This is a genomic window from Reyranella sp. (assembly GCF_004296935.1).
Taxonomy (GTDB): Bacteria; Pseudomonadota; Alphaproteobacteria; order Reyranellales; family Reyranellaceae; genus Reyranella.
In genome coordinates this window covers 1-18202 of record NZ_SCVH01000015.1, presented here as the reverse complement: position 1 = coordinate 18202, position 18202 = coordinate 1, and the positions used below count along the sequence as shown (strand labels likewise).

The following is an 18202-nucleotide window of genomic DNA, read 5'->3' as shown; positions in this document are numbered from 1 at the left end:
ACTCCCACGTTTCAGGTGGGCCCGCCGAGCGCGCGGAAAGGTTGGATTTGCTGGCTTCCAGGCGACTGGAGAGCCGAATTTTTGTATGCCGAGTTGGGCCAAATTTCAAAAGTTGGGCCCGCCCATCGGCGCCGCGTCAGTTCCTGGCGGCGAGGCTCTTGAACAGCGCGTCGCTGCGGTCGTCGGCCGGGAAGAAGCATTCGATGCGCACTTCCTGCAGGGTGATGTCCTGTGGGGTCCCTAAGGTGGCGATGGTGGTGAACACCGACAGCGCCTTGCCGCCGACCATGTAGTCGACCGTCAGCACCGGCGCCGGCCGCTCCTCGAAGCGCAGCTTGCGGAACGAGGCCGGCACGTCGGGATAGGCCATGATTTCCTCGACGAAGGCGAGCGCCTTGGGCTCGCCGCCGTCGGCCAGGATCTCGGCATAGGTCGTCGAGACGAGGTAGCGCGCCACCTCCTCCCAGTTGGAGATCTTGGAGCGCAGCGCCTTGGGATCGAGCAGCCATTGCAGGATGTTGGGGCCCTTGCCGGGCGGCGGTGCCGGCGGCGGGCCCTCGAACAGGAACAGCGTAAAAGCCTGGGCGGCGTCGTTGGCCTGCAGCAGGTTCCACAGCCGGTCGATGACGACGGCGGGATAGGGCTCCTGCTGCTTCAGCATGCGGTCGATCGCCTGGCGCACCGGCGCCAGTTCGGGCGCGGCGAGGTTGCTCTCGCGATAGACCGGCGCGAAGCCCGCCGCCAGCAGCATGGTGTTGCGCTGGCGCAGCGGCACGTCGAGCGCCGTGGTGAGCTGGACCACCATCTCACGGCTGGGCTTGGCGCGGCCCGATTCGAGGAAGCTGACGTGGCGCTGCGACACGCCGGACTGCAGCGCCAGGGCGAGCTGGCTGGCGCCACGGCGGCGGCGCCAGGTGCGCAGCATGGGGCCGAACAGGTCGGGCGGCGGGGCTGTGGAAACGGAGGGATTGCTCATCATGGACTGGAACCTAGCACCGGCCCGCGGCTCCGCCGATTACCTCCCGCGTAATTGAGGGAAGGGCGGCCGGATGCGATCTCCGGCGCGTCCACAACGCACAAGGAGGACGTCATGACCGTTTCAGCCGATCGCCTGCTCCGCCGCACGCTCTGGGGCAACGCGGCCTTTTCCGTGATCTCGGGCGCCGTGCTGGCGGCCTTCGCCGGGCCGTTCGCCCGCGCTGCCACCGATGCGCCTGTTTCGGTCCTGGGCCTCGACCTCGCCCTCCTGTTCGGGCTGCTGGGCGTGGGCGTCGTGGCCTTCGGCGCGCTCTGCGCCTGGATCGCCTCGCGCTCCCACCTGCCGCAGGGCCTCGCCCGGCTGATCTTCGCCGCCGACATCGCCTGGGTGGCGGGCAGCGTCCTGGTGCTGGCGTTGCCGGCCTCGTGGACCACGGCCGGCATCGCGGGCATCGTCGTGCTGGCGCTGATCGTGGCCGATCTCGCCATCCTGGAATATCTCGGCCTGCGCCGGATGCGCGCCGCCAACTGAGGATGTGAAATGGAAAAGCTTCAGCTCCTGAACAACGTCAAGCTGCCCTTCGCCGAAGTGCTGGGGCTGAAGTTCACCGCCGCGAGCGAGACGCGGGTCGTGGCCGAGATGGTCGTCCGGCCCGAACTCTGCACGCGGCCCGACATCCTGCACGGTGGTGCGGTCATGGCCTTCGCCGACACGCTGGGCGCCGCCGCCACCGTGCTCAACCTGCCCGAGGGCAAGGGCACGACCACGATCGAGAGCAAGACCAACTTCGTGGGGCCGGCCCCGGTCGGCACCACGGTGATCGGCGAGACCACGCCGATCCATCGCGGCCGCCGCACCATGGTCTGGACGACGCGCATCACCACCGCCGAGGGCAAGCTGGTGGCGGTCGTCACCCAGACGCAGATGGTGCTTTAGCCGCCATAGCGGCGGCGCATGGTTCCCATAGGGACTCGATATTTCAGGCGCGAGCGGGCTCGCGGCATGGTGCGGCCACCCGAAAGGGACACCATACCGAAGGAGTTCATCATGAAGACCACCCTCACCATCGCCGCCGCGCTCAGCACCGCGCTGCTGCTCGGCGCCGCCGCCCAGGCCCAGGGCAACATCGAGAAGTGCTACGGCGTGTCGAAGGCCGGCAAGAACGATTGCCAGACCGCGACCTCGTCGTGCGCCGGCACGTCCAAGAAGGACGCCGAAGCCAGCGCCTGGCTCAGCGTCCCCAAGGGCACCTGCGAGAAGATCGTCGGCGGCAAGCTGACGAACGCCAAGGGCTGATCGCCGGCGCCTTCGTCTCACGCCATCGGACGCCGCGCCCCGGCACCCCCTTCTTCGGGAGGGCCGGCGCTCCCCGCCCCATTCAAACGTCGGCTCGCCCGGAGGATTCCGGGCGATGCCGGGGCCGGCGGCCGACCCATTCCGGAGGAATTCGCCATGACGACCGATACGTTTGCCTGCGATGTCCATGAGAGTCGCCTCGTCGCCCGTCTCGCCGCGTTGCGCGCGACCGCCGGCCGCTTTCCGCTGTCCCTGCTCGAGCTCGGCATGCGCGTGGCCGTCGGCGCCACCTTCTTCAAGTCGGGCATGAACAAGTTCCAGAGCTTCGACACCGCCATCGAGTTGTTCCGCGAGGAATACCGCCTGCCCCTGCTGCCGCCGGAGATCGCGGCCTACATGGGCACGGCGGTGGAACTCTCGGCGCCGGTGCTGCTCGTGTTCGGCCTCTTTGCCCGCCTCGGCGCGGCAGCGCTGCTCGCCATGACGCTCACCATCGAGTTCCTGGTCTATCCCGGCAACTGGCCCGAGCATCTGATGTGGGCTTCGATCCTGGCCTATGTCGTGACGCGCGGAGCCGGCAAACTGTCGATCGATCGTCTCATCGCGTTCAACCTGTTTGGACGCGGCTAAGCAAGGGAGCCCCGCCATGGCCCGGCCGCGCATCGTCATTGTCGGCGCGGGCTTCGGCGGTCTTGGCGCGGCACATTCGCTCGCCGGTGCGGACGCCGACGTCACCGTCATCGACCGCCGCAACTATCACCTCTTCCAGCCGCTGCTCTACCAGGTGGCGACGGCCGGCCTGTCGCCGGCGCAGATCGCCTCGCCGATCCGCGCCATCCTGCGCCATGCCGCCAACGTGCGCGTGGTGCTGGGCAAGGTGACGGGCGTCGACATGGAACGCCGCGTGGTCCGGCTCGATGAGCGTGAAATCCCCTACGATCAACTGGTGCTGGCAACCGGCTCGCGCCATGCCTACTTCGGCCACGACGAATGGGAGAGTGTGGCGCCCGGTCTCAAGAAGATCGACGACGCCACCAACATCCGCCGTCGCATCCTCACCGCCTTCGAACATGCCGAATCCACGGAATCGCCCGAAGCGCGTCGTCGCTTCCTCACCTTCGTGGTGATCGGCGCCGGACCGACCGGCGTGGAAATGGCGGGCGCCATCGCCGAACTGGCGCACGTGGCCCTGCGGCACGATTTCCGCACCATCGATCCGCGCGAGGCGCGCGTCGTCCTGGTCGAGGCGGGGTCGGCCGTATTGGCGGCCTTCCCGCCGGGGCTGAGTGCGGCGGCACGTTCCGCGCTGGAGCGACTGCATGTCGAGGTCCGGCTTGGCGTGCCGGTGACGCGTTGCGACGAAAGCGGCGTCACGATCGGCGAGGAGCATCTGCCCACCGCGACCATCATCTGGGCCGCCGGCGTTGCCGCCTCGGCAGCCGGGCATTGGCTGGGGGTCGAGAGGGACCGCATCGGCCGCGTGCCCGTCGGTCCGGATCTCACCGTGCCGGGTCATCCCGAGATTTTCGTCATCGGCGACACGGCAAGTGCCGCCGGCCGGGACGGCAAGCCGCTGCCGGGCCTGGCGCCGGTCGCCAAGCAACAGGGGGCCTACGTCGCGCGCGTGTTACGAGCGCGGCTCACGGCCAAGCCGGCACCACCGCCGTTCCGTTATCGCAACTACGGGACGATGGCCACCATCGGCCGGCGGTCCGCTGTCGCGGATTTCGGCTGGCTGCGACTCGACGGAACGCTCGCCTGGCTGATGTGGGGCCTGATCCACATCTCATTTCTGATCGGCTTCAGGAACCGGCTGGTCGTCATGCTCGAGTGGATGTGGTCCTACATGACCTTCCAGTCCGGCGCGCGGCTCATCACCGGATCGGAGCGGAACTAGGGCGTATTCCGATTAGATGCCATCGCCATCATGCTCCTCTCCCCCGGTTCGGTGCCTTCACAGGCACCTGGGGAGAGGACGGGTGAGGGGGCTACGCACGTCGACTCCCCTTCACCTAACCTCTCCCCCTAGCGGGGGAGAGGAACACGAAGGCATCAAAGCGATGCCACGTAAGCGGAACAACCTTTAACTCTTCGTCAGCCGGTGCCGTTCGGTCGCCGGGATCAGGGTGAGGTTGCCCAGGATCTTGTGCTGCGGATCGTCGCTTGCCGCGAGCCTGGGCTGGACGGCGAGCAGTGCCTTGCCGAACAGCGTCTCGTCCCACAGCCAGGCCTTGCGCATTGCAGGCGTCCCGGGATCGGGAAAGGCCGAGGCGGCCTCGAGATAGTAGGAACGGAGATCGTCGACGGCTTCCTTCAAGGCTTGCGCCGGCGGCAACTCGTCCTCGAGTGCCTGGACAAGCAGGCGGCCCGCCGCTGGCATATCGAGACCCGAGACGCCGACAGTCGTGCGTCCGCTCGCGGCGACCGCGCGATCGTGCCAGGCTCCCAGTCGCTCGATCTCGGCCGCCAGCGTGTCGACGGAGGTGGGCGCAAGGTTGATCGGGCAGGCCCAGCCGGTGAAATCGGCCTCTCCGGCCACGTCCTCGGGATAGTCGGCGATCAGTGGACCGTCGGTACGCTCGAGCAGCTCGGCTGCGGCGCGCAGCACGCGGCGCTGGAAATCCGGATCGTCGGGAATGCCGAGCGGACGGCCGAGTTCGAATGTCACCCAGAGCGCACGCGGCGGGCGGATGGTCTCGGTGTGCTCACGCACCAGGCTGATGCCGGCGGTCGGGATGCCCTGGCGTTCGAGGAAGTGGCCCAGCGCGCCAACGGCGCGCGTGCAGGCGGGTCAAACCGGGACCAGGAGGGCCGCGTCGACACCGTCCTGCTTCAGGAGGCCGGCGAGGTGTCTGGCATGCGGTTCCGCCGCCTGGGGCGGGAAGGCGCCCATGAAGGAATAGTGGACCGAGGCCATCGAGCCGACGACGCCCTCGGCCGCCAGTTCGCGCAGCCGGTCGATCGGGAACACGACGTTGTGGTCCTGCTGGAAGCCGGTGCGGTCGAAGTTCACCGAGATGTGGCTCATGACGAGATCGCTGGCCGCCGTCTCGGCCGGGATGACGCGATAGCTGCCGTCGCCCGGCTGGAAGGGGCGGTCGCCACGCTTGTGGAGTCCGGCCGTCGAGATCAGCACGATCCTCCGCTCCCGGAGAGGCTTGCCGGCAAGCGCCGGCGTGTCCTCGTAGGTCGGGCATTCGATGCGCCTGAGGTGGTTGGCTTCGATTTCGGGCATGTCGCTCAGGCGCTTGACCATCGCTTCGCTCTCCTCTGGCTCCGGTTTATCCGGTCGCTTCGTGAATCACCACGCCCGCCAGCAGATCCGCCGGAGCTTCCCATGGCCGTTCTGCGAGCACCTTGCGTGCGTGCTCGTGGCCGGCTTTCCAGCGGCTTTCGATGCCTGAGGGCGTGAAGTCGATGTCCTTGGTATGATCCTCGCCGTCGAGCCGGGGCGACAGCAGACGCACGAGGTGCATGAGCGTGCCGCAGCCGTACTCGGCCATGTCGCGCACCACCGGGTCGGCGCGCACCTCGGGCGGCAGCCGGTTGGCAAGCTCGCGCACGACATGGCGCAGGCGATGGATCTGGGCCTGGCGGGCGACGTGGCTCTTGCCGCGGCTGGCGAACTGGATGTCCTTGTGGCGTGCCATGACCTGCTGGATGGTCGTCGGCTGGCTGCCCGTGGGCTGCCAGACGTTGACCGAGAAGATCAGCGAATCGCGCCGCGGCACATCGTCCAGTACGACCTCGATCGGCGTGTTCGAGTAGATGCCGCCGTCCCAATACGACTCGCCATCGATCGTTATCGCGGGAAAGGCGGGCGGCAGTGCGCCGGAAGCCATGACATGCGCGGCGGCAAGCGGCATCGCCTGCGAATCGAAGTAGCGCATCTCGCTGGTGCGGATATTGACGGCGCCGACCGAGAGTCGGACCTGCTGCCGGGCGAGACAGTCAAAGTCGACCAGGTGGCCCAACGTCTCCTTGAGCGGGTCGGTCGAGTAGTAGGAGGCCTTCTCGACGCCGAGCGGAAAAGTCGGCCCCCAGACTGCCTGCGGATTGGGTGTGAAGAAGCCCGGGATGCCCGACATCATGGTCGACATGTTGGCGAGGGAATTGCCGAAGATCGCAGACGGCCAAAGCTGGTCCAGCAGGCCTTTTCGGCCGACGCCATCCCAGAATTCGCGCAGCCGCGCGATGCGGTTGGACGGCTCGTTGCCCGCGATGAGAGCACCGTTGATGGCGCCGATCGACGTGCCGATCACCCAATCGGGCTCGATGCCGCCTTCCATCAGCGCCTGGTAGACGCCGGCCTGGTAGGCGCCGAGTGCCCCTCCGCCCTGCAAGACCAGGACCACCTGTTCCTTGATGGCGCGTTCCTTCGCGGGTGCAGGCGTGGTCCGCGGAGGCGTCGAGGGAACAGGGGTCATGGCATTCACGGTGGCATTCCTCAGCGGGAAGCGACGCTGGAGGCGATCGAGGCGGCGACCTGCGAGGCCATGTGGAATTGCGCATCGCGGCTGGTGACGCCATGGCGCCTGGCGATCCACTCGAAGTCGCTGTAGGCGACCCAGACCTGACCTGCGGCGTCGCGATAGACCAGCATGCGCACCGGCCAATCGAGGCCCGCTTGCGGGTTTGCCGTGATGAATTGCGTGCCGAGCGGCGGATTGCCGAAGATCAGCAGGATCGAGGGCTTGAGCTCGATGCCGGCCTTGGCGGCGAGGGCCGCCTGGTCGATCTCCTGGAAGAACACGATGCCTTTGGCGGCGATGTCCTTCTTCAGACGCTCGACCGTCTCGCCGACGCCGTAGGCGCTCTTGGCGGCGATGACACCGGAAGCGGAAACCGCGGGCTTCGGGCTCTCGGCGCTGCCGTGCGAGGCAGACGACATCATCATGGCGAGGGCGAGGAAGGCTGCCGAGCAGAGTTGGGCGATACAGTTTGGCATGGGTGTCTCCGTTTGGGTGAACGCGTCAGTGCGTGGCCCGAGATTGGCGGCCGGGCGCTTGCATCTGAAATGCCGTTGCGGCATCGGGTCGATGGCTCTCGGCTATGAGCAGCCGCGTCGTGAGGAGCGCGCCGAGCGCCAGTGCGGCACCAATGCCGATCACGCACGCCGTCCAGCCGAGGCGATCGAAGACCTGGCCCAGGACCGCGCTGCCGACCAGGCCCCCCAGAAAGTAGCTGGCGAGATAGATCCCGCTCGCCGATCCACGGTCGGTCGTCGCGGCACGGCTGACGAACCCGGTCGCAACCGCCTGGGCAAAGAAAGTGCCCACGGCAACCAAGGCGAGACCCGAGAGCAAAAGGCCAAAATGCGCGCTGAGCAGAAGAGGCAGGCCGGCCGTGGCGAGGGCGAACGATGCCCACAGGGTGGGACGCGTTCCGGCCCAGGCGACGACCCGACCGGCAAGCGGCGTGGTGAAGATCGACGGCAGGAACACGAAATATACCGCGCCCAGCATCATCATGCCGACGGAGAACGGCGGCCCGACCAGCACGAAATTTACGTAGGTGAAGGTGCCGATGAAGGCAAAGAGGATGATGAAGCCCGTCGCGAAGGCGGCGCGAAGCGCGGGATTGGCGAGATGACGCAACCAGCTCGTGAGTGGCGAGCCGTGGCTCATGTCGGCCTCGCCCATCGCGGGTGTGCGCTCGACGGTGAACCAGACCAGCACCGCACCGGCGAGGTTGAGGAGCGCGAAGACATGGAAGTTGGTGGCGAGGCCCAGGTGATCGACAACGCCCGCGGCCAGCAGCCGGCCGAACAGGTTGGAGGCGACGTTGCCGGTGACGTAGGCGGCGAAGGCGCTGGCGGTATCGCTGGCGCTTGCATGTTCGCCGAGATAGGCCAGCGTGAGGGCGAAGGCTGTCGACATGCATACGCCCTGGATGATCCGGAGTGCCGTGAAGGCGGGCAGCGACGGCATGGTTGCCAGCAATGCCGTGGGGATCGACAGGATCGCCAGGCTCACAAGAATGCCGCGCCGCCGGTCGAGACGGCGGCCGAACAGGGCGACCGCGAAGCCGCCGGCCGCCATGCCGATGGTGCTGGCATTGACGGCAAGGCCCATGGCCGCCGGCGTGACGCCGTAGGCCGTGGTGAGGGCAGGCAGGATGGCCTGCGTCGCGAACAGATCGACGACGGTCAGGAAGGCCGTGAGGCCGATCGTGAGCGCGCGCAGGACACCCGGCATGATCGGACTCTCCGATCACATATGCCCGATTACATATGCTTGTCGTTGGGGTCGCCCATGATGTCGAACGACAGCAGCGTCACCGTGGCGTTCCCCTTGTTCTGCCACCAGTGCGACGTCGCGTGCGTCTCGCGCGCCACCTCGCCCGCCTTGTGCACGATCGGCACGGCGCAGTTGCTGGCGTTCTCGACGATCTCGCCGGCGACGACGTAGATCAGCGCCGGCCGCTCGGCATGGCTGTGCCAGGGCACGATGCCGCCGGGCTGAATCTCGAGGCGGCGAACGCGCATCGTCTGGCCGTTGAGCGCGACCTTCTCCTTGGACAGATCGATCGTCGACAGAACCATGTCGGTGACGCCCTTGGGGCCATGGGTCACCGGCTTGACGGCATCGGCCTTCATCTTGTCGGCCGGGCATTCACCGGCGAAGGCCGGGGCCGCGAGGCCGGCCAGGATCAGCGTGGAAGCGACAAACGTGCGAGCAAACATCGGTATCTCCGTGCGGTTGAGCCGCAACCGGAGCGGCCGCGGCGATGCAGCAGCATCGGAGCGCGGCGCGTCCGGTTGAAATGCCGAATGCGAATGGATTCGATAGCCGTCGATGAAGGCATCGATGAGCGTCAGGTGCTCGCGTTCATCCACGGAAAGGCCAGCACCTCGTGCACGAAGGCGCCGACGGCGGGAACGTGCGGCCGGCCGCGCACCGTGACGACCTGGATGCTGCGCGTGATCTCCGGCTCGATCAGCGGCCGGATGCTGAGGCCGGGCATCGTGACCGCGTACTCGGGGATGAAGGTGAAGCCCAGGCCGGCCATCACCATGCTCTGCACCCAGTCGTCACGGTCGCTGCGAAAGACAATGACCGTCTTGGCGCCGTTCTCGCGAAACAGGCGCCTTGCGTGGTCGAAGAACTCGCATTGCAGGCGATTGACGTAGTTCTGGCCGTCGAGATCCTTCGCGCACACCACGTTCTGCTTGTCGAAGGGGTGCCCCGGCCCGACGCCGATCACGAAGCGCTCGTCATAGAGGCGGCGTGCATGGAAGCGTTCGTCGATCTCGTCGGGCTGGCCGTAGATGGCGACGTCGAGCTCGCCTTGCGCCAGGCGCTCCTGGAGCTGGTGATTGGATCCGTCCTGCACCACCAGCCGCACCTTGGGATGGCGGTCGCGAAAGGTCTGCAGGAAAGGCACGAAGCGGCGCGGGCCGATGGTGCACATCATGCCGAGCTTGAGTTCGACGTCCTCCAGCCGGCCGAAGCTCTTGGCGCGTTCCTTGGCGGCTTCGGTCTCGATCAGCACCTGGCTGAGATGCGGGCGCATCATCTCGCCCAGCCCGGTCAAATGCGTATTGTTGCGCTCGCGGCGGAACAGGGGCCCGCCCAGCTCGTCCTCCAGCCCCTTGATGGCGCGTGTCAGCGACGGCTGGGAGACGTGGCACGTCTCGGCTGCCCGCGTGAAGTTCAGGGTTTCGCAAACCGCGAGAAAGTAGCGGATCTGATGCATTTCCACGGCGATAGTCCCCCCGGAAGGCCAGCCATTTTGCCCGATACCACCATAGCCTGCGGCTATCGATCCCAGAACCGGAAGGTATTTCCGCCCGTCTGCCGGTCCGACGACACTTGCCTCCCCATGAGCCTGACGGAAACGCTCCTTGAGCTCAGCAAGCGCCATACCGCGGCGCTGCCGGCGCCCGACCGGGCCGATTTCGAGGATGAGCTCGATCGGTTGCGCATGCTGCGCATTCCCGAGGACGGCCTCGGTCTCGGCGACTACCTGCCCGATTTTGCCCTGGAGGACGGTGCCGGCCGCCTCTGGACCTCGGGCGAGCTGCTCGACCGCGGTCCGCTGGTGCTGGCCCTGTTCCGCGGCGACTGGTGTCCCTATTGCGACCTCACCATGGCGGCGCTCGAGGAGGCGCGGCCGGCGATCGAGGCGCTGGGCGCCACGGCAGTCGGCGTGATGCCGGACCGGCGCGAGCATGTCGTGCGCACCGCTGCACGGCGCAGCATCGGCTACCTGTTGCTGAGCGATCCCGCCAACGGATATGCCCGCACCTGCGGCCTCGCCTACGATCTCTCGCCCGGCCACATCCGCTTGCACAAGGATCGCGGTCGTGATTTCCCGGCGCAGCACGGCGACACGACCTGGCGCTTGCCGGTGCCAGCCGTGTTCGTCGTCGAGCCGAGTGCGCGGGTGGCCTTCGCCTTCAGCGACGCCGATCCGTCGCGCTGGCCCGATCCCGAGGAGCTGCTGGCATCGCTGCGGAAGCTGCGCGATGCCCACGCGCTATCGACTCGGTAGCCACTCGGCATTTCAGCGACGCTTCGAGGGCGCGCAAGGTGGGATCAACCTGGAAGAGGAAGATCCCACATGCTCAACGGCAAGACTGCCATCGTCACCGGCTCCACCAGCGGCATCGGGCTCGGCATCGCCGAGGCCTTCGCCCGCGCCGGCGCCAACATCGTGTTGAACGGCTTCGGCGACGCCACTGAGATCGAGCGTACGCGCACCGATCTCTCCAAGCGGACCAACGCCATGGTCGTCTATTCACCGGCCGACATGTCCAGGCCCAAGGCGATCGAACAGATGGTGCGCCAGACGGTCGATACGTTCGGCACGGTCGACATCATGGTGAACAATGCCGGCATCCAGCATGTTGCGCCGATCGACGAGTTTCCGGAGGAGAAGTGGGATGCCATCATGGCGATCAACCTCTCCTCGGCCTTCCACGCCACCAAGCTCGTGCTGCCGATGATGCGCCGCAAGGGCTGGGGCCGGGTGATCAACGTGGCCTCGGCCCATGCGCTGGTCGCCTCGCCCTACAAGGCGGCTTATGTCGCGGCCAAGCACGGCGTCCTGGGCCTCACCAAGGTGACGGCGCTCGAGACCGCCGAGGACGGCATCACCTGCAATGCGATCTGCCCCGGCTACGTGCGTACGCCGCTGGTCGAGCGGCAGATCGACGACCAGGCGAAGGCGCACGGTATCGACCGCGAGAAGGTCATTTCCGACGTCCTGCTGAAGAACCAGCCCAACAAGCGCTTCGTCGAAGTGGCCGAGCTGGCGGCGCTGGCGCTGTTCCTCTGCACCGACAACGGCGCCTCGGTGACGGGCGCGGCACTGCCCATGGACGGTGGCTGGACCGCGCACTGAGGGGAGTGTCATGGAAACCAAACGCATCAACCTCGCCCTGCAGGGCGGCGGCGCCCATGGCGCCTACACCTGGGGCGTGCTCGACCGCCTGCTCGAGGACGAGCGCATCGAGGTCGAGGCGATCTCCGGCACCTCGGCCGGCGCCATGAACGCCGCCGTGTTCGCCGACGGCATGGGCCGCGGCGGCCGGGCCGAGGCGCGGCGCGCGCTCGACGCCTTCTGGGCCAACATCAGCCAGGCCGCGCAGACCGGCCCGCTGCAGCCCACGCCGTTCGACCAGTATGCCAGCGGCTGGAATCTCGACCATTCCGCCGCCTTCGTGGCCTTCGACATGCTGACCCGCATGCTGTCGCCCTATCAGCTCAATCCGATGAACCTGAACCCGCTGCGCGGGGCATTGGTGAAGTCGGTCGACTTCGAGCGGCTCGAAGGCTGCCGCGCGGTGAAGCTGTTCATCAGTGCGACCAACGTGAAGACCGGCAAGGTGCGGGTCTTCAAGTCCGGCGAGATCACGCCCGACGTCCTGCTGGCCTCAGCCTGCCTGCCGTTCCTGTTCCAGGCGGTGACGGTCGACGGCGAGCCCTACTGGGACGGCGGCTACATGGGCAATCCGTCGATTTTCCCGCTGATCTACGGCTCCGACACGCCTGACGTGGTGATCGTCCAGGTCAATCCGCTGGGCTGCGACCGCGTGCCGACGACGGCGACCGAGATCATGAACCGGGTGAACGAGATCAGCTTCAATTCGTCGATGATGCGTGAAATGAGGGCGATCTCCTTCGTCACCGACCTGATCGACGACGGCAAGCTCGACTCCAACAACTACAAGCGCATCAACGTGCACTGGATCGAGGCCGAGAAGCAGATGAAGGGGCTCGGCGCCTCGAGCAAGCTCAACGCCCGCATGGATTTCCTGCTCCATCTCAAGGCGATCGGCCGCGACGCGGCGGACGGCTGGCTCGCCGGCCATTTCGACGCCATCGGCCGGCAGTCGACCATCGACATCAAGGAGAGGTTTCTCTAGACGCGGCCGACAGCGGGAATTTCCGGACAGGCCCGACGATCGGACCTGCGTTGAAAAGAATCGTCCGGTTCAAGCGGGCCGGCGCTTTACGACTTTCCGGACAGACAGATTCTGGACAGGTCGTGCCCAGAAAAGCGCCCTCAGACGTCGAGGTTGGCGACCTTGAGCGCGTTCTGCTGGATGAACTCGCGGCGCGGTTCGACGACGTCGCCCATCAGGGTCGAGAAGATCTCGTCGGCCTCGTCGGCGTGGTTGATCCTGACCTGCAGCAGCGTGCGCGCCTCGGGATCGAGCGTCGTTTCCCAGAGCTGGTCGGGGTTCATCTCGCCCAGTCCCTTGTAGCGCTGGATGGTGACGCCGCGGCGGCCGGCCTCGACGACGGCGGCGAACAGCTCGGTCGGCGAGAAGATCGTCGTTTCCTTCTCCTTGGCAATGAGCAGGCCGGGCCGCTGGTAGACCGACTGCAGCTCGATCGCCAGGCCATCGAGCTTGCGCGCCTCGGCGCTCCTGACCAGCGGGCCGTCGATGACATGGCGTTCCTGCACACCGCGCAGGCGGCGGCTGAAGGCGAGGCCGCCATCGGGTGTCGGCTCGCCGCTCCAGCCGCGCTCGAGCACCGGGCTCACGGCATCGAGGCGACGGGCGATATAGTCGGCGGTGGCCTTGGCCAGTTCGGCGTCGTTCAGGATGTCAGGCTTGAAGGCGCCCGCGATGGCGGCCTGCTCGATCACGGCCTGGCTGGTGACGCGCCGCGACAGCGACAGCGGCTTCACCAGGTTGGTGACGGAGCGGGCGATGTCGACGGTGCGGCGCAGGTCCTCGCTCGCCTGGACGCTGCCGTCGCCGAGCTGGAGGCGCGCGTTCTCGAGGCCGGTCTGGATCAGCTGCTCGTCGAGCGCGCGCTCGTCCTTGAGGTAGATCGCCGACTTGCCCTTGGCCGCCTTGAACAGCGGCGGCTGGGCGATGTAGAGGTGGCCGGCATCGATCAGCGCGCGCATCTGGCGATAGAAGAACGTCATCAGGAGCGTGCGGATGTGGGAACCGTCGACGTCGGCGTCCGTCATGATGATGATCTTGTGGTAGCGCAGCTTGTCGAGCGTGAAATCGTCGGGACCGATGCCGGTGCCGAGCGCCGTGATCAGCGTGCCGATCTCGGCCGAGGACAGCATCTTGTCGAAGCGCGCGCGCTCGACGTTCAGGATTTTTCCACGCAACGGCAAAATGGCCTGGTTGGCGCGGTTGCGGCCCTGCTTGGCCGAGCCGCCGGCCGAATCGCCCTCGACGATGAAGAGTTCGCTGAGCGCCGGATCGCGCTCCTGGCAGTCGGCGAGCTTGCCGGGCAGGGAACTGACGTCGAGCGCGCCCTTGCGGCGGGTGAGCTCGCGGGCCTTCTTCGCCGCCTCGCGCGCCGCCGCCGCTTCGACCACCTTGGTCAGGATCTTGCGGGTCTCCGAGGGATGCTCCTCCAGCCACTGGCCGAACTTGTCGCCCACCACCGACTCGACCACCGGGCGGACTTCGGACGACACCAGCTTGTCCTTGGTCTGCGACGAGAACTTCGGGTCGGGCACCTTGACCGACAGCACGCAGGTCAGGCCCTCGCGCATGTCGTCGCCGGTGAGGTTGACCTTCTCCTTCTTGGAAAGGCCGCTCTCGTCGGCATACTTGTTGAGCGTGCGGGTGAGCGCGCCGCGGAAACCCGCGAGATGGGTACCGCCGTCGCGCTGCGGGATGTTGTTGGTGAAGCACAGCATCGTCTCGTGATAGCTGTCGTTCCACTGCATCGCGACTTCGACGGTAATGCCTTCCTTCTCGCCGCGGATCGACACCGGCGGGCTGTGCAGCACCGTCTTGTTGCGGTCGAGGTACTTGGCGAAGGCCTCGACGCCGCCCTCGTAGAGCAGCTCGGAGACCTTGGGTTCGGCGCCGCGCTCGTCGGTCAGCAGGATCTTCACGCCGGAGTTCAGGAAGGCGAGCTCGCGCAGCCGGTGCTCCAGCGTGGCGAAATCAAACTCGGTCTTGGTGAAGGTTCCAGTCGAGGGCAGAAAGGTGACCTCGGTGCCGTGCTTGCCCGGCGGGGCATCGGCCACGACCTTGAGGTCTTCCTCGGGCTCGCCGTGGCGGAAGCGCAGGAAGTGTTCCTTGCCGTTGCGCCAGATGTGCAGATCGAGCTGCGACGACAGCGCGTTGACGACGGCGGCGCCGACGCCGTGCAGGCCGCCCGAGACCTTGTAGGAATTCTGGTCGAACTTTCCGCCGGCATGGAGCTGCGTGAAGATGACGTTGGCGGCCGAAATGCCCTCTTCCTTGTGGATGTCGACCGGTACGCCGCGGCCGTTGTCGCGCACCGTGACCGAGCCGTCGCCGTGCAGGATGACTTCGACGCCGTCGCAGTAGCCCGCCAGCGCCTCGTCGATCGCATTGTCGACGATCTCGTAGACCATGTGGTGCAGGCCGGTGCCGTCGTCGGTGTCGCCGATGTACATGCCCGGGCGCTTGCGGACGGCCTCGAGGCCGCGCAGCACCTTGATCGAATCGGCGCCATATTCCTCGGCACCCGGCGTTACGTCTTCGATATCGCTCATTTGTCCGACTTCCCGAAAATGGTTCAGACGGCCGCGATGGATCCGTCGGCCACGCACAGGATCTGCGCGCGGCCGCGGAGCGGCGCAAAAAGCTCGGCATCGGTACCCGTCATCCAGCTCTGGGCGCCCAATGCCACGACCTCGTCGAACAGCGCCGCACGGCGCTCGGCGTCGAGGTGGGCCGAGATCTCGTCGAGCAGCAGGAGCGGCGGCCGGCCACGCGACATCGCCACCAGGCGGGCATGGGCGAGTGCGATCGAGACCAGCACCGCTTTCTGCTGCCCTGTAGAACCTTCGGCCGCCGGCAGGTCGAGATCGAGGTGCCGGACCGCGAGGTCGCTACGGTGCGGCCCAACTGATGTGGTGCCGGCCTCGGCATCGCGCAAGCGGTTGGCCGCCAGTTCGGCGCGCAGGCGGTCCTCGGCGTCGAGTGCCGCCATGGTGTCGAGCCAGCCGTCGACTTCGCCGGCCATGGCGAGGGCGGCGCGCGGGAAGGGGCCGATGCCCAGCCGCGCGGCGGCATCGAGACGGTGGACCGTGTCGGCCCGGGCGGCGGCGAGCGCCACGCCGTGGCGGGCCATGGTGTCTTCAAGGGCGGTGAACCAGTGCGGATCGCGTCCGCCCTCGGCCAGGACACGGGCGCGCTGGCGGAGCGCATGCTCGTAGGCCGCGACGTCGCCGGCATGTTGGGGATGCAGCGCCGTCACCAGCCGATCGAGAAAGCGTCGGCGCTCGCTGGCGCCATCGAGGAACAGGCGGTCGAGTTGCGGCGTCAGCCAGACGGCGGCGACATGCAGGCCGAGCGCGGTCTGGCTGGCGGCGGCCCGGCCGTCGATCCGCACCACCCGGCGCGACGGACTGCCTTCGCCGCGGCCCGGCTCCAGACCGGTGCCGATGGCGAGGCGGCCCTCCGGCGTGTCGAGGGTGGCCGCGACCGCCCAATGGGTTGTTCCCGGCGCGGCACCCGGGTCCTCGCCGCGGGCGCGATGGCCGACCTCGTCGAGACGGGCCCGGCGCAATCCACGGCCCGGTGCCAGGAAGGAGAGCGCCTCCAGGAGGTTGGTCTTGCCGGCGCCGTTGCCGCCCACCAGCACCACCGGCTCGAGGCCGCAGTCGAGGCGAAGCTGGCGGTAGTTGCGGAAGTCGGTGAGGCGAAGCTGACGGACGGCCAGCATGGACCGGGCGGAGGACTCGACGGGGTTGACCGGCGCGGGACCGGAGCCGGCGTCGGGAGAGAGGGCGCGGGTGCTGCCGGGTTGCGCCGTCATACCCGCATCGGCATGAGCACGTAGAGCGCGCTTTCGTCGGCACCGTCGCGCACCAGGGTGGGCGAGCCGGCATCGGCCATCAGGAAGCGCGCCTCGGCACCCACGATCTGTTCGGTGATGTCGAGCAGATAACGCGAATTGAAGCCGATCTCGATCGCGGCCGCCTTGTAGTCGACCTCGATCTCCTCGGTGGCGCTGCCGGCATCGGGGCTGGTGGCCGAGAGCGTGACCACGCCCTTGGCGACCGCGACCTTGATGGCGCGCGACTTCTCGGTCGAGATGGTCGAGACGCGGTCGACGGCGTGGGCGAATTCCTTGCACGGCACGTTCAGGATCTTGTCGTTGCCGGTCGGGATCACGCGCTCGTAGTCCGGGAAGGTGCCGTCGATCAGCTTGGAGACGAGGGTGACGTTGCCCGTGGCGAAGCGGATGCGGGTGTCGGAAAGCTCGATGTCGACCGAGCCGTCGCTTTCGTCGAGGAGCTTGCGGACCTCGTTCACGGTCTTGCGCGGCACGATCACGCCGGGAATTTCGCCGGCGCCCTTGGGTAGCGGCACTTCCACACGGGCCAAGCGATGGCCGTCGGTGGCCACGCCGCGCAGCACCTGGGTGCCGCCCGACGTCGCGGCATGGAAGTAGATGCCGTTCAGGTAATAGCGGGTCTCTTCGTTGGAGATCGCGAACCTGGTGCGGTCGATAATGCCCTTGAGGTCGGTGGCGGGCAGCTGGAAGCGGTACGGCAGGTCGCCTTCGCTCATCGCCGGGAAGTCGGCTGGCGGCAGGCACTGCAGGGTGAAGCGCGAGCGGCCGGCCCGGATCACCAGGCTGCCGCCGTCGGACGCCGACTCCAGCTCGACCTGCGCGCCGTCCGGCAGCTTGCGGACGATCTCGTAGAGCGTGTGGGCGGGCGCGGTCGTCGAACCGTTCTTGGCCGCATTGGCCTCGACCGACTCGGTGATGGCGAGATCCATGTCGGTCGCCGCCAGGCTCAGCCGGCCCTTCTGGGCGGTGATCAGGACATTGGACAGAATCGGGATCGTGTTCCGCCGCTCGACCACACTCTGTACATGGGCCAGCGCCTTCAGGAGGGCTGCCCGTTCAATCGTCAGTTTCATGATTTGGTCGCTGTAACGAGGGGCCAAAAATGCGGTTTAGACACCCCGTTTCCCAGGCTGCGAAACACCCCGGCGGAACGGTCGGAGACTATACCACGCGCGCTGCCGGCGGAAAGCGATTTCGCCCGTAATTTGAGGCGTTTAGGGGCTGCCTTTTGAATGCAAACGGGGCCCCGCCGGGCCCCGTTTCACAGTCGCGGCAGGGAATTTACTAACCCTGCAACTGCCGCTTGAGCAACTCGACGTCTTCCGCAATCGACAGATCGGAGATTTTCAGCTCCTCGATCTTGCGCACGGCGTGCATGACCGTGGTGTGGTCGCGGTTGCCGAAGCGCTTGCCGATCTGCGGCAGGCTGAGCGTGGTGAGTTGCTTGGCGAGATACATCGCGACCTGGCGCGGCCGGGCGACCGACCGGGCGCGGCGCGGCGAGCTCATCTCGGCGAGCTTGATGTTGTAGTGCGCGGCGACCCGCTGCTGGATCTCGTCGACGGTCACCTTGCGGTCGGCCTGGCGCAGCAGGTCGTGCAGCACGTCCTGCGCCATCTCGACGGTGATCTCGCGGCCGATCAGCTGGCCGTGCGCGACG

At 67.3% G+C, this 18202-nt stretch carries 20 protein-coding genes; 8 read left to right on the top strand and 12 right to left on the bottom strand.

Annotated elements, in window-relative coordinates; translation table 11 throughout:
- Nucleotides 1-136: 136 nt before the first annotated feature.
- Entirely contained in the window at nt 137-979 is an 843-nt protein-coding gene (locus EPO55_RS01605; RefSeq protein ID WP_296334631.1) for a helix-turn-helix domain-containing protein, read from the bottom strand.
- Nucleotides 980-1090: 111 nt separating this feature from the next.
- Here EPO55_RS01605 and EPO55_RS01600 point away from each other — a divergent pair, with 111 nt between their 5' ends.
- The 5 genes from EPO55_RS01600 to EPO55_RS01580 all read left to right on the top strand — a co-directional run bounded on the left by EPO55_RS01600 (nt 1091) and on the right by EPO55_RS01580 (nt 4172).
- Complete coding sequence (locus EPO55_RS01600; RefSeq protein WP_296334630.1) at nt 1091-1510, top strand: hypothetical protein; 420 nt, start codon at nt 1091-1093, stop codon at nt 1508-1510.
- Nucleotides 1511-1519: 9 nt separating this feature from the next.
- Nucleotides 1520-1915, top strand: coding sequence for a PaaI family thioesterase (locus tag EPO55_RS01595; RefSeq protein WP_296334629.1), 396 nt, complete (start codon nt 1520-1522; stop codon nt 1913-1915).
- Nucleotides 1916-2026: 111 nt separating this feature from the next.
- Complete coding sequence (locus tag EPO55_RS01590; RefSeq protein ID WP_363718253.1) at nt 2027-2275, top strand: DUF2282 domain-containing protein; 249 nt, start codon at nt 2027-2029, stop codon at nt 2273-2275.
- Between the two features lie 156 nt (nt 2276-2431).
- The gene (locus EPO55_RS01585) at nt 2432-2905 is read left to right on the top strand and encodes a DoxX family protein (protein ID WP_296334628.1); all 474 of its coding nucleotides are present in this window, start codon (nt 2432-2434) and stop codon (nt 2903-2905) included.
- Nucleotides 2906-2921: 16 nt separating this feature from the next.
- A complete protein-coding gene (locus EPO55_RS01580) occupies nt 2922-4172 on the top strand; it encodes an NAD(P)/FAD-dependent oxidoreductase (RefSeq protein ID WP_296334627.1) in 1251 nt (416 codons plus the stop codon).
- Between the two features lie 186 nt (nt 4173-4358).
- On the opposite strand, the gene EPO55_RS01575 is transcribed toward EPO55_RS01580, so the two are convergent.
- The 7 genes from EPO55_RS01575 to EPO55_RS01545 form a co-directional block, all read right to left on the bottom strand.
- The gene (locus EPO55_RS01575) at nt 4359-4988 is read right to left on the bottom strand and encodes a hypothetical protein (protein ID WP_296334626.1); all 630 of its coding nucleotides are present in this window, start codon (nt 4986-4988) and stop codon (nt 4359-4361) included.
- Between the two features lie 78 nt (nt 4989-5066).
- Nucleotides 5067-5531: a glycine/sarcosine/betaine reductase selenoprotein B family protein gene (locus EPO55_RS01570; RefSeq protein ID WP_296334625.1), complete on the bottom strand. Its 465-nt coding sequence runs from the start codon at nt 5529-5531 to the stop codon at nt 5067-5069.
- A 25-nt stretch (nt 5532-5556) separates the two neighbouring features.
- A complete protein-coding gene (locus EPO55_RS01565) occupies nt 5557-6702 on the bottom strand; it encodes a patatin-like phospholipase family protein (protein ID WP_296334634.1) in 1146 nt (381 codons plus the stop codon).
- A 20-nt stretch (nt 6703-6722) separates the two neighbouring features.
- A complete protein-coding gene (locus tag EPO55_RS01560) occupies nt 6723-7223 on the bottom strand; it encodes a DUF302 domain-containing protein (RefSeq protein WP_296334624.1) in 501 nt (166 codons plus the stop codon).
- Between the two features lie 25 nt (nt 7224-7248).
- A complete protein-coding gene (locus tag EPO55_RS01555) occupies nt 7249-8472 on the bottom strand; it encodes an MFS transporter (protein WP_296334623.1) in 1224 nt (407 codons plus the stop codon).
- 29 nt (nt 8473-8501) lie between these two features.
- A complete protein-coding gene (locus EPO55_RS01550) occupies nt 8502-8960 on the bottom strand; it encodes a cupin domain-containing protein (protein ID WP_296334622.1) in 459 nt (152 codons plus the stop codon).
- 131 nt (nt 8961-9091) lie between these two features.
- Nucleotides 9092-9973, bottom strand: coding sequence for a LysR family transcriptional regulator (locus tag EPO55_RS01545; RefSeq protein WP_296334633.1), 882 nt, complete (start codon nt 9971-9973; stop codon nt 9092-9094).
- Between the two features lie 126 nt (nt 9974-10099).
- On the opposite strand from EPO55_RS01545, the gene EPO55_RS01540 reads away from it, so the two are divergent.
- From EPO55_RS01540 to EPO55_RS01530, 3 genes are all read left to right on the top strand, one after another.
- Complete coding sequence (locus EPO55_RS01540; protein ID WP_296334621.1) at nt 10100-10771, top strand: peroxiredoxin-like family protein; 672 nt, start codon at nt 10100-10102, stop codon at nt 10769-10771.
- 69 nt (nt 10772-10840) lie between these two features.
- The gene (locus EPO55_RS01535; protein WP_296334620.1) at nt 10841-11623 is read left to right on the top strand and encodes a 3-hydroxybutyrate dehydrogenase; all 783 of its coding nucleotides are present in this window, start codon (nt 10841-10843) and stop codon (nt 11621-11623) included.
- A gap of 10 nt (nt 11624-11633) precedes the next feature.
- Nucleotides 11634-12647 (top strand): patatin-like phospholipase family protein, encoded by a 1014-nt coding sequence (locus EPO55_RS01530; RefSeq protein ID WP_296334619.1) that lies wholly within the window; start codon nt 11634-11636, stop codon nt 12645-12647.
- A gap of 140 nt (nt 12648-12787) precedes the next feature.
- Here EPO55_RS01530 and gyrB read toward each other — a convergent pair whose 3' ends face one another.
- The 4 genes from gyrB to EPO55_RS01510 all read right to left on the bottom strand — a co-directional run.
- Entirely contained in the window at nt 12788-15232 is a 2445-nt protein-coding gene (gene gyrB, locus EPO55_RS01525) for a DNA topoisomerase (ATP-hydrolyzing) subunit B (RefSeq protein ID WP_296334618.1), read from the bottom strand.
- Between the two features lie 23 nt (nt 15233-15255).
- Nucleotides 15256-16407: a DNA replication/repair protein RecF gene (recF, locus tag EPO55_RS01520; RefSeq protein ID WP_296334632.1), complete on the bottom strand. Its 1152-nt coding sequence runs from the start codon at nt 16405-16407 to the stop codon at nt 15256-15258.
- A gap of 89 nt (nt 16408-16496) precedes the next feature.
- Entirely contained in the window at nt 16497-17615 is a 1119-nt protein-coding gene (dnaN, locus tag EPO55_RS01515) for a DNA polymerase III subunit beta (protein WP_296334617.1), read from the bottom strand.
- Nucleotides 17616-17826: 211 nt separating this feature from the next.
- Nucleotides 17827-18202, bottom strand: a 376-nt coding sequence (locus tag EPO55_RS01510; protein ID WP_296334616.1) for a helix-turn-helix domain-containing protein, incomplete at its 5' end; no start/stop codon positions are given.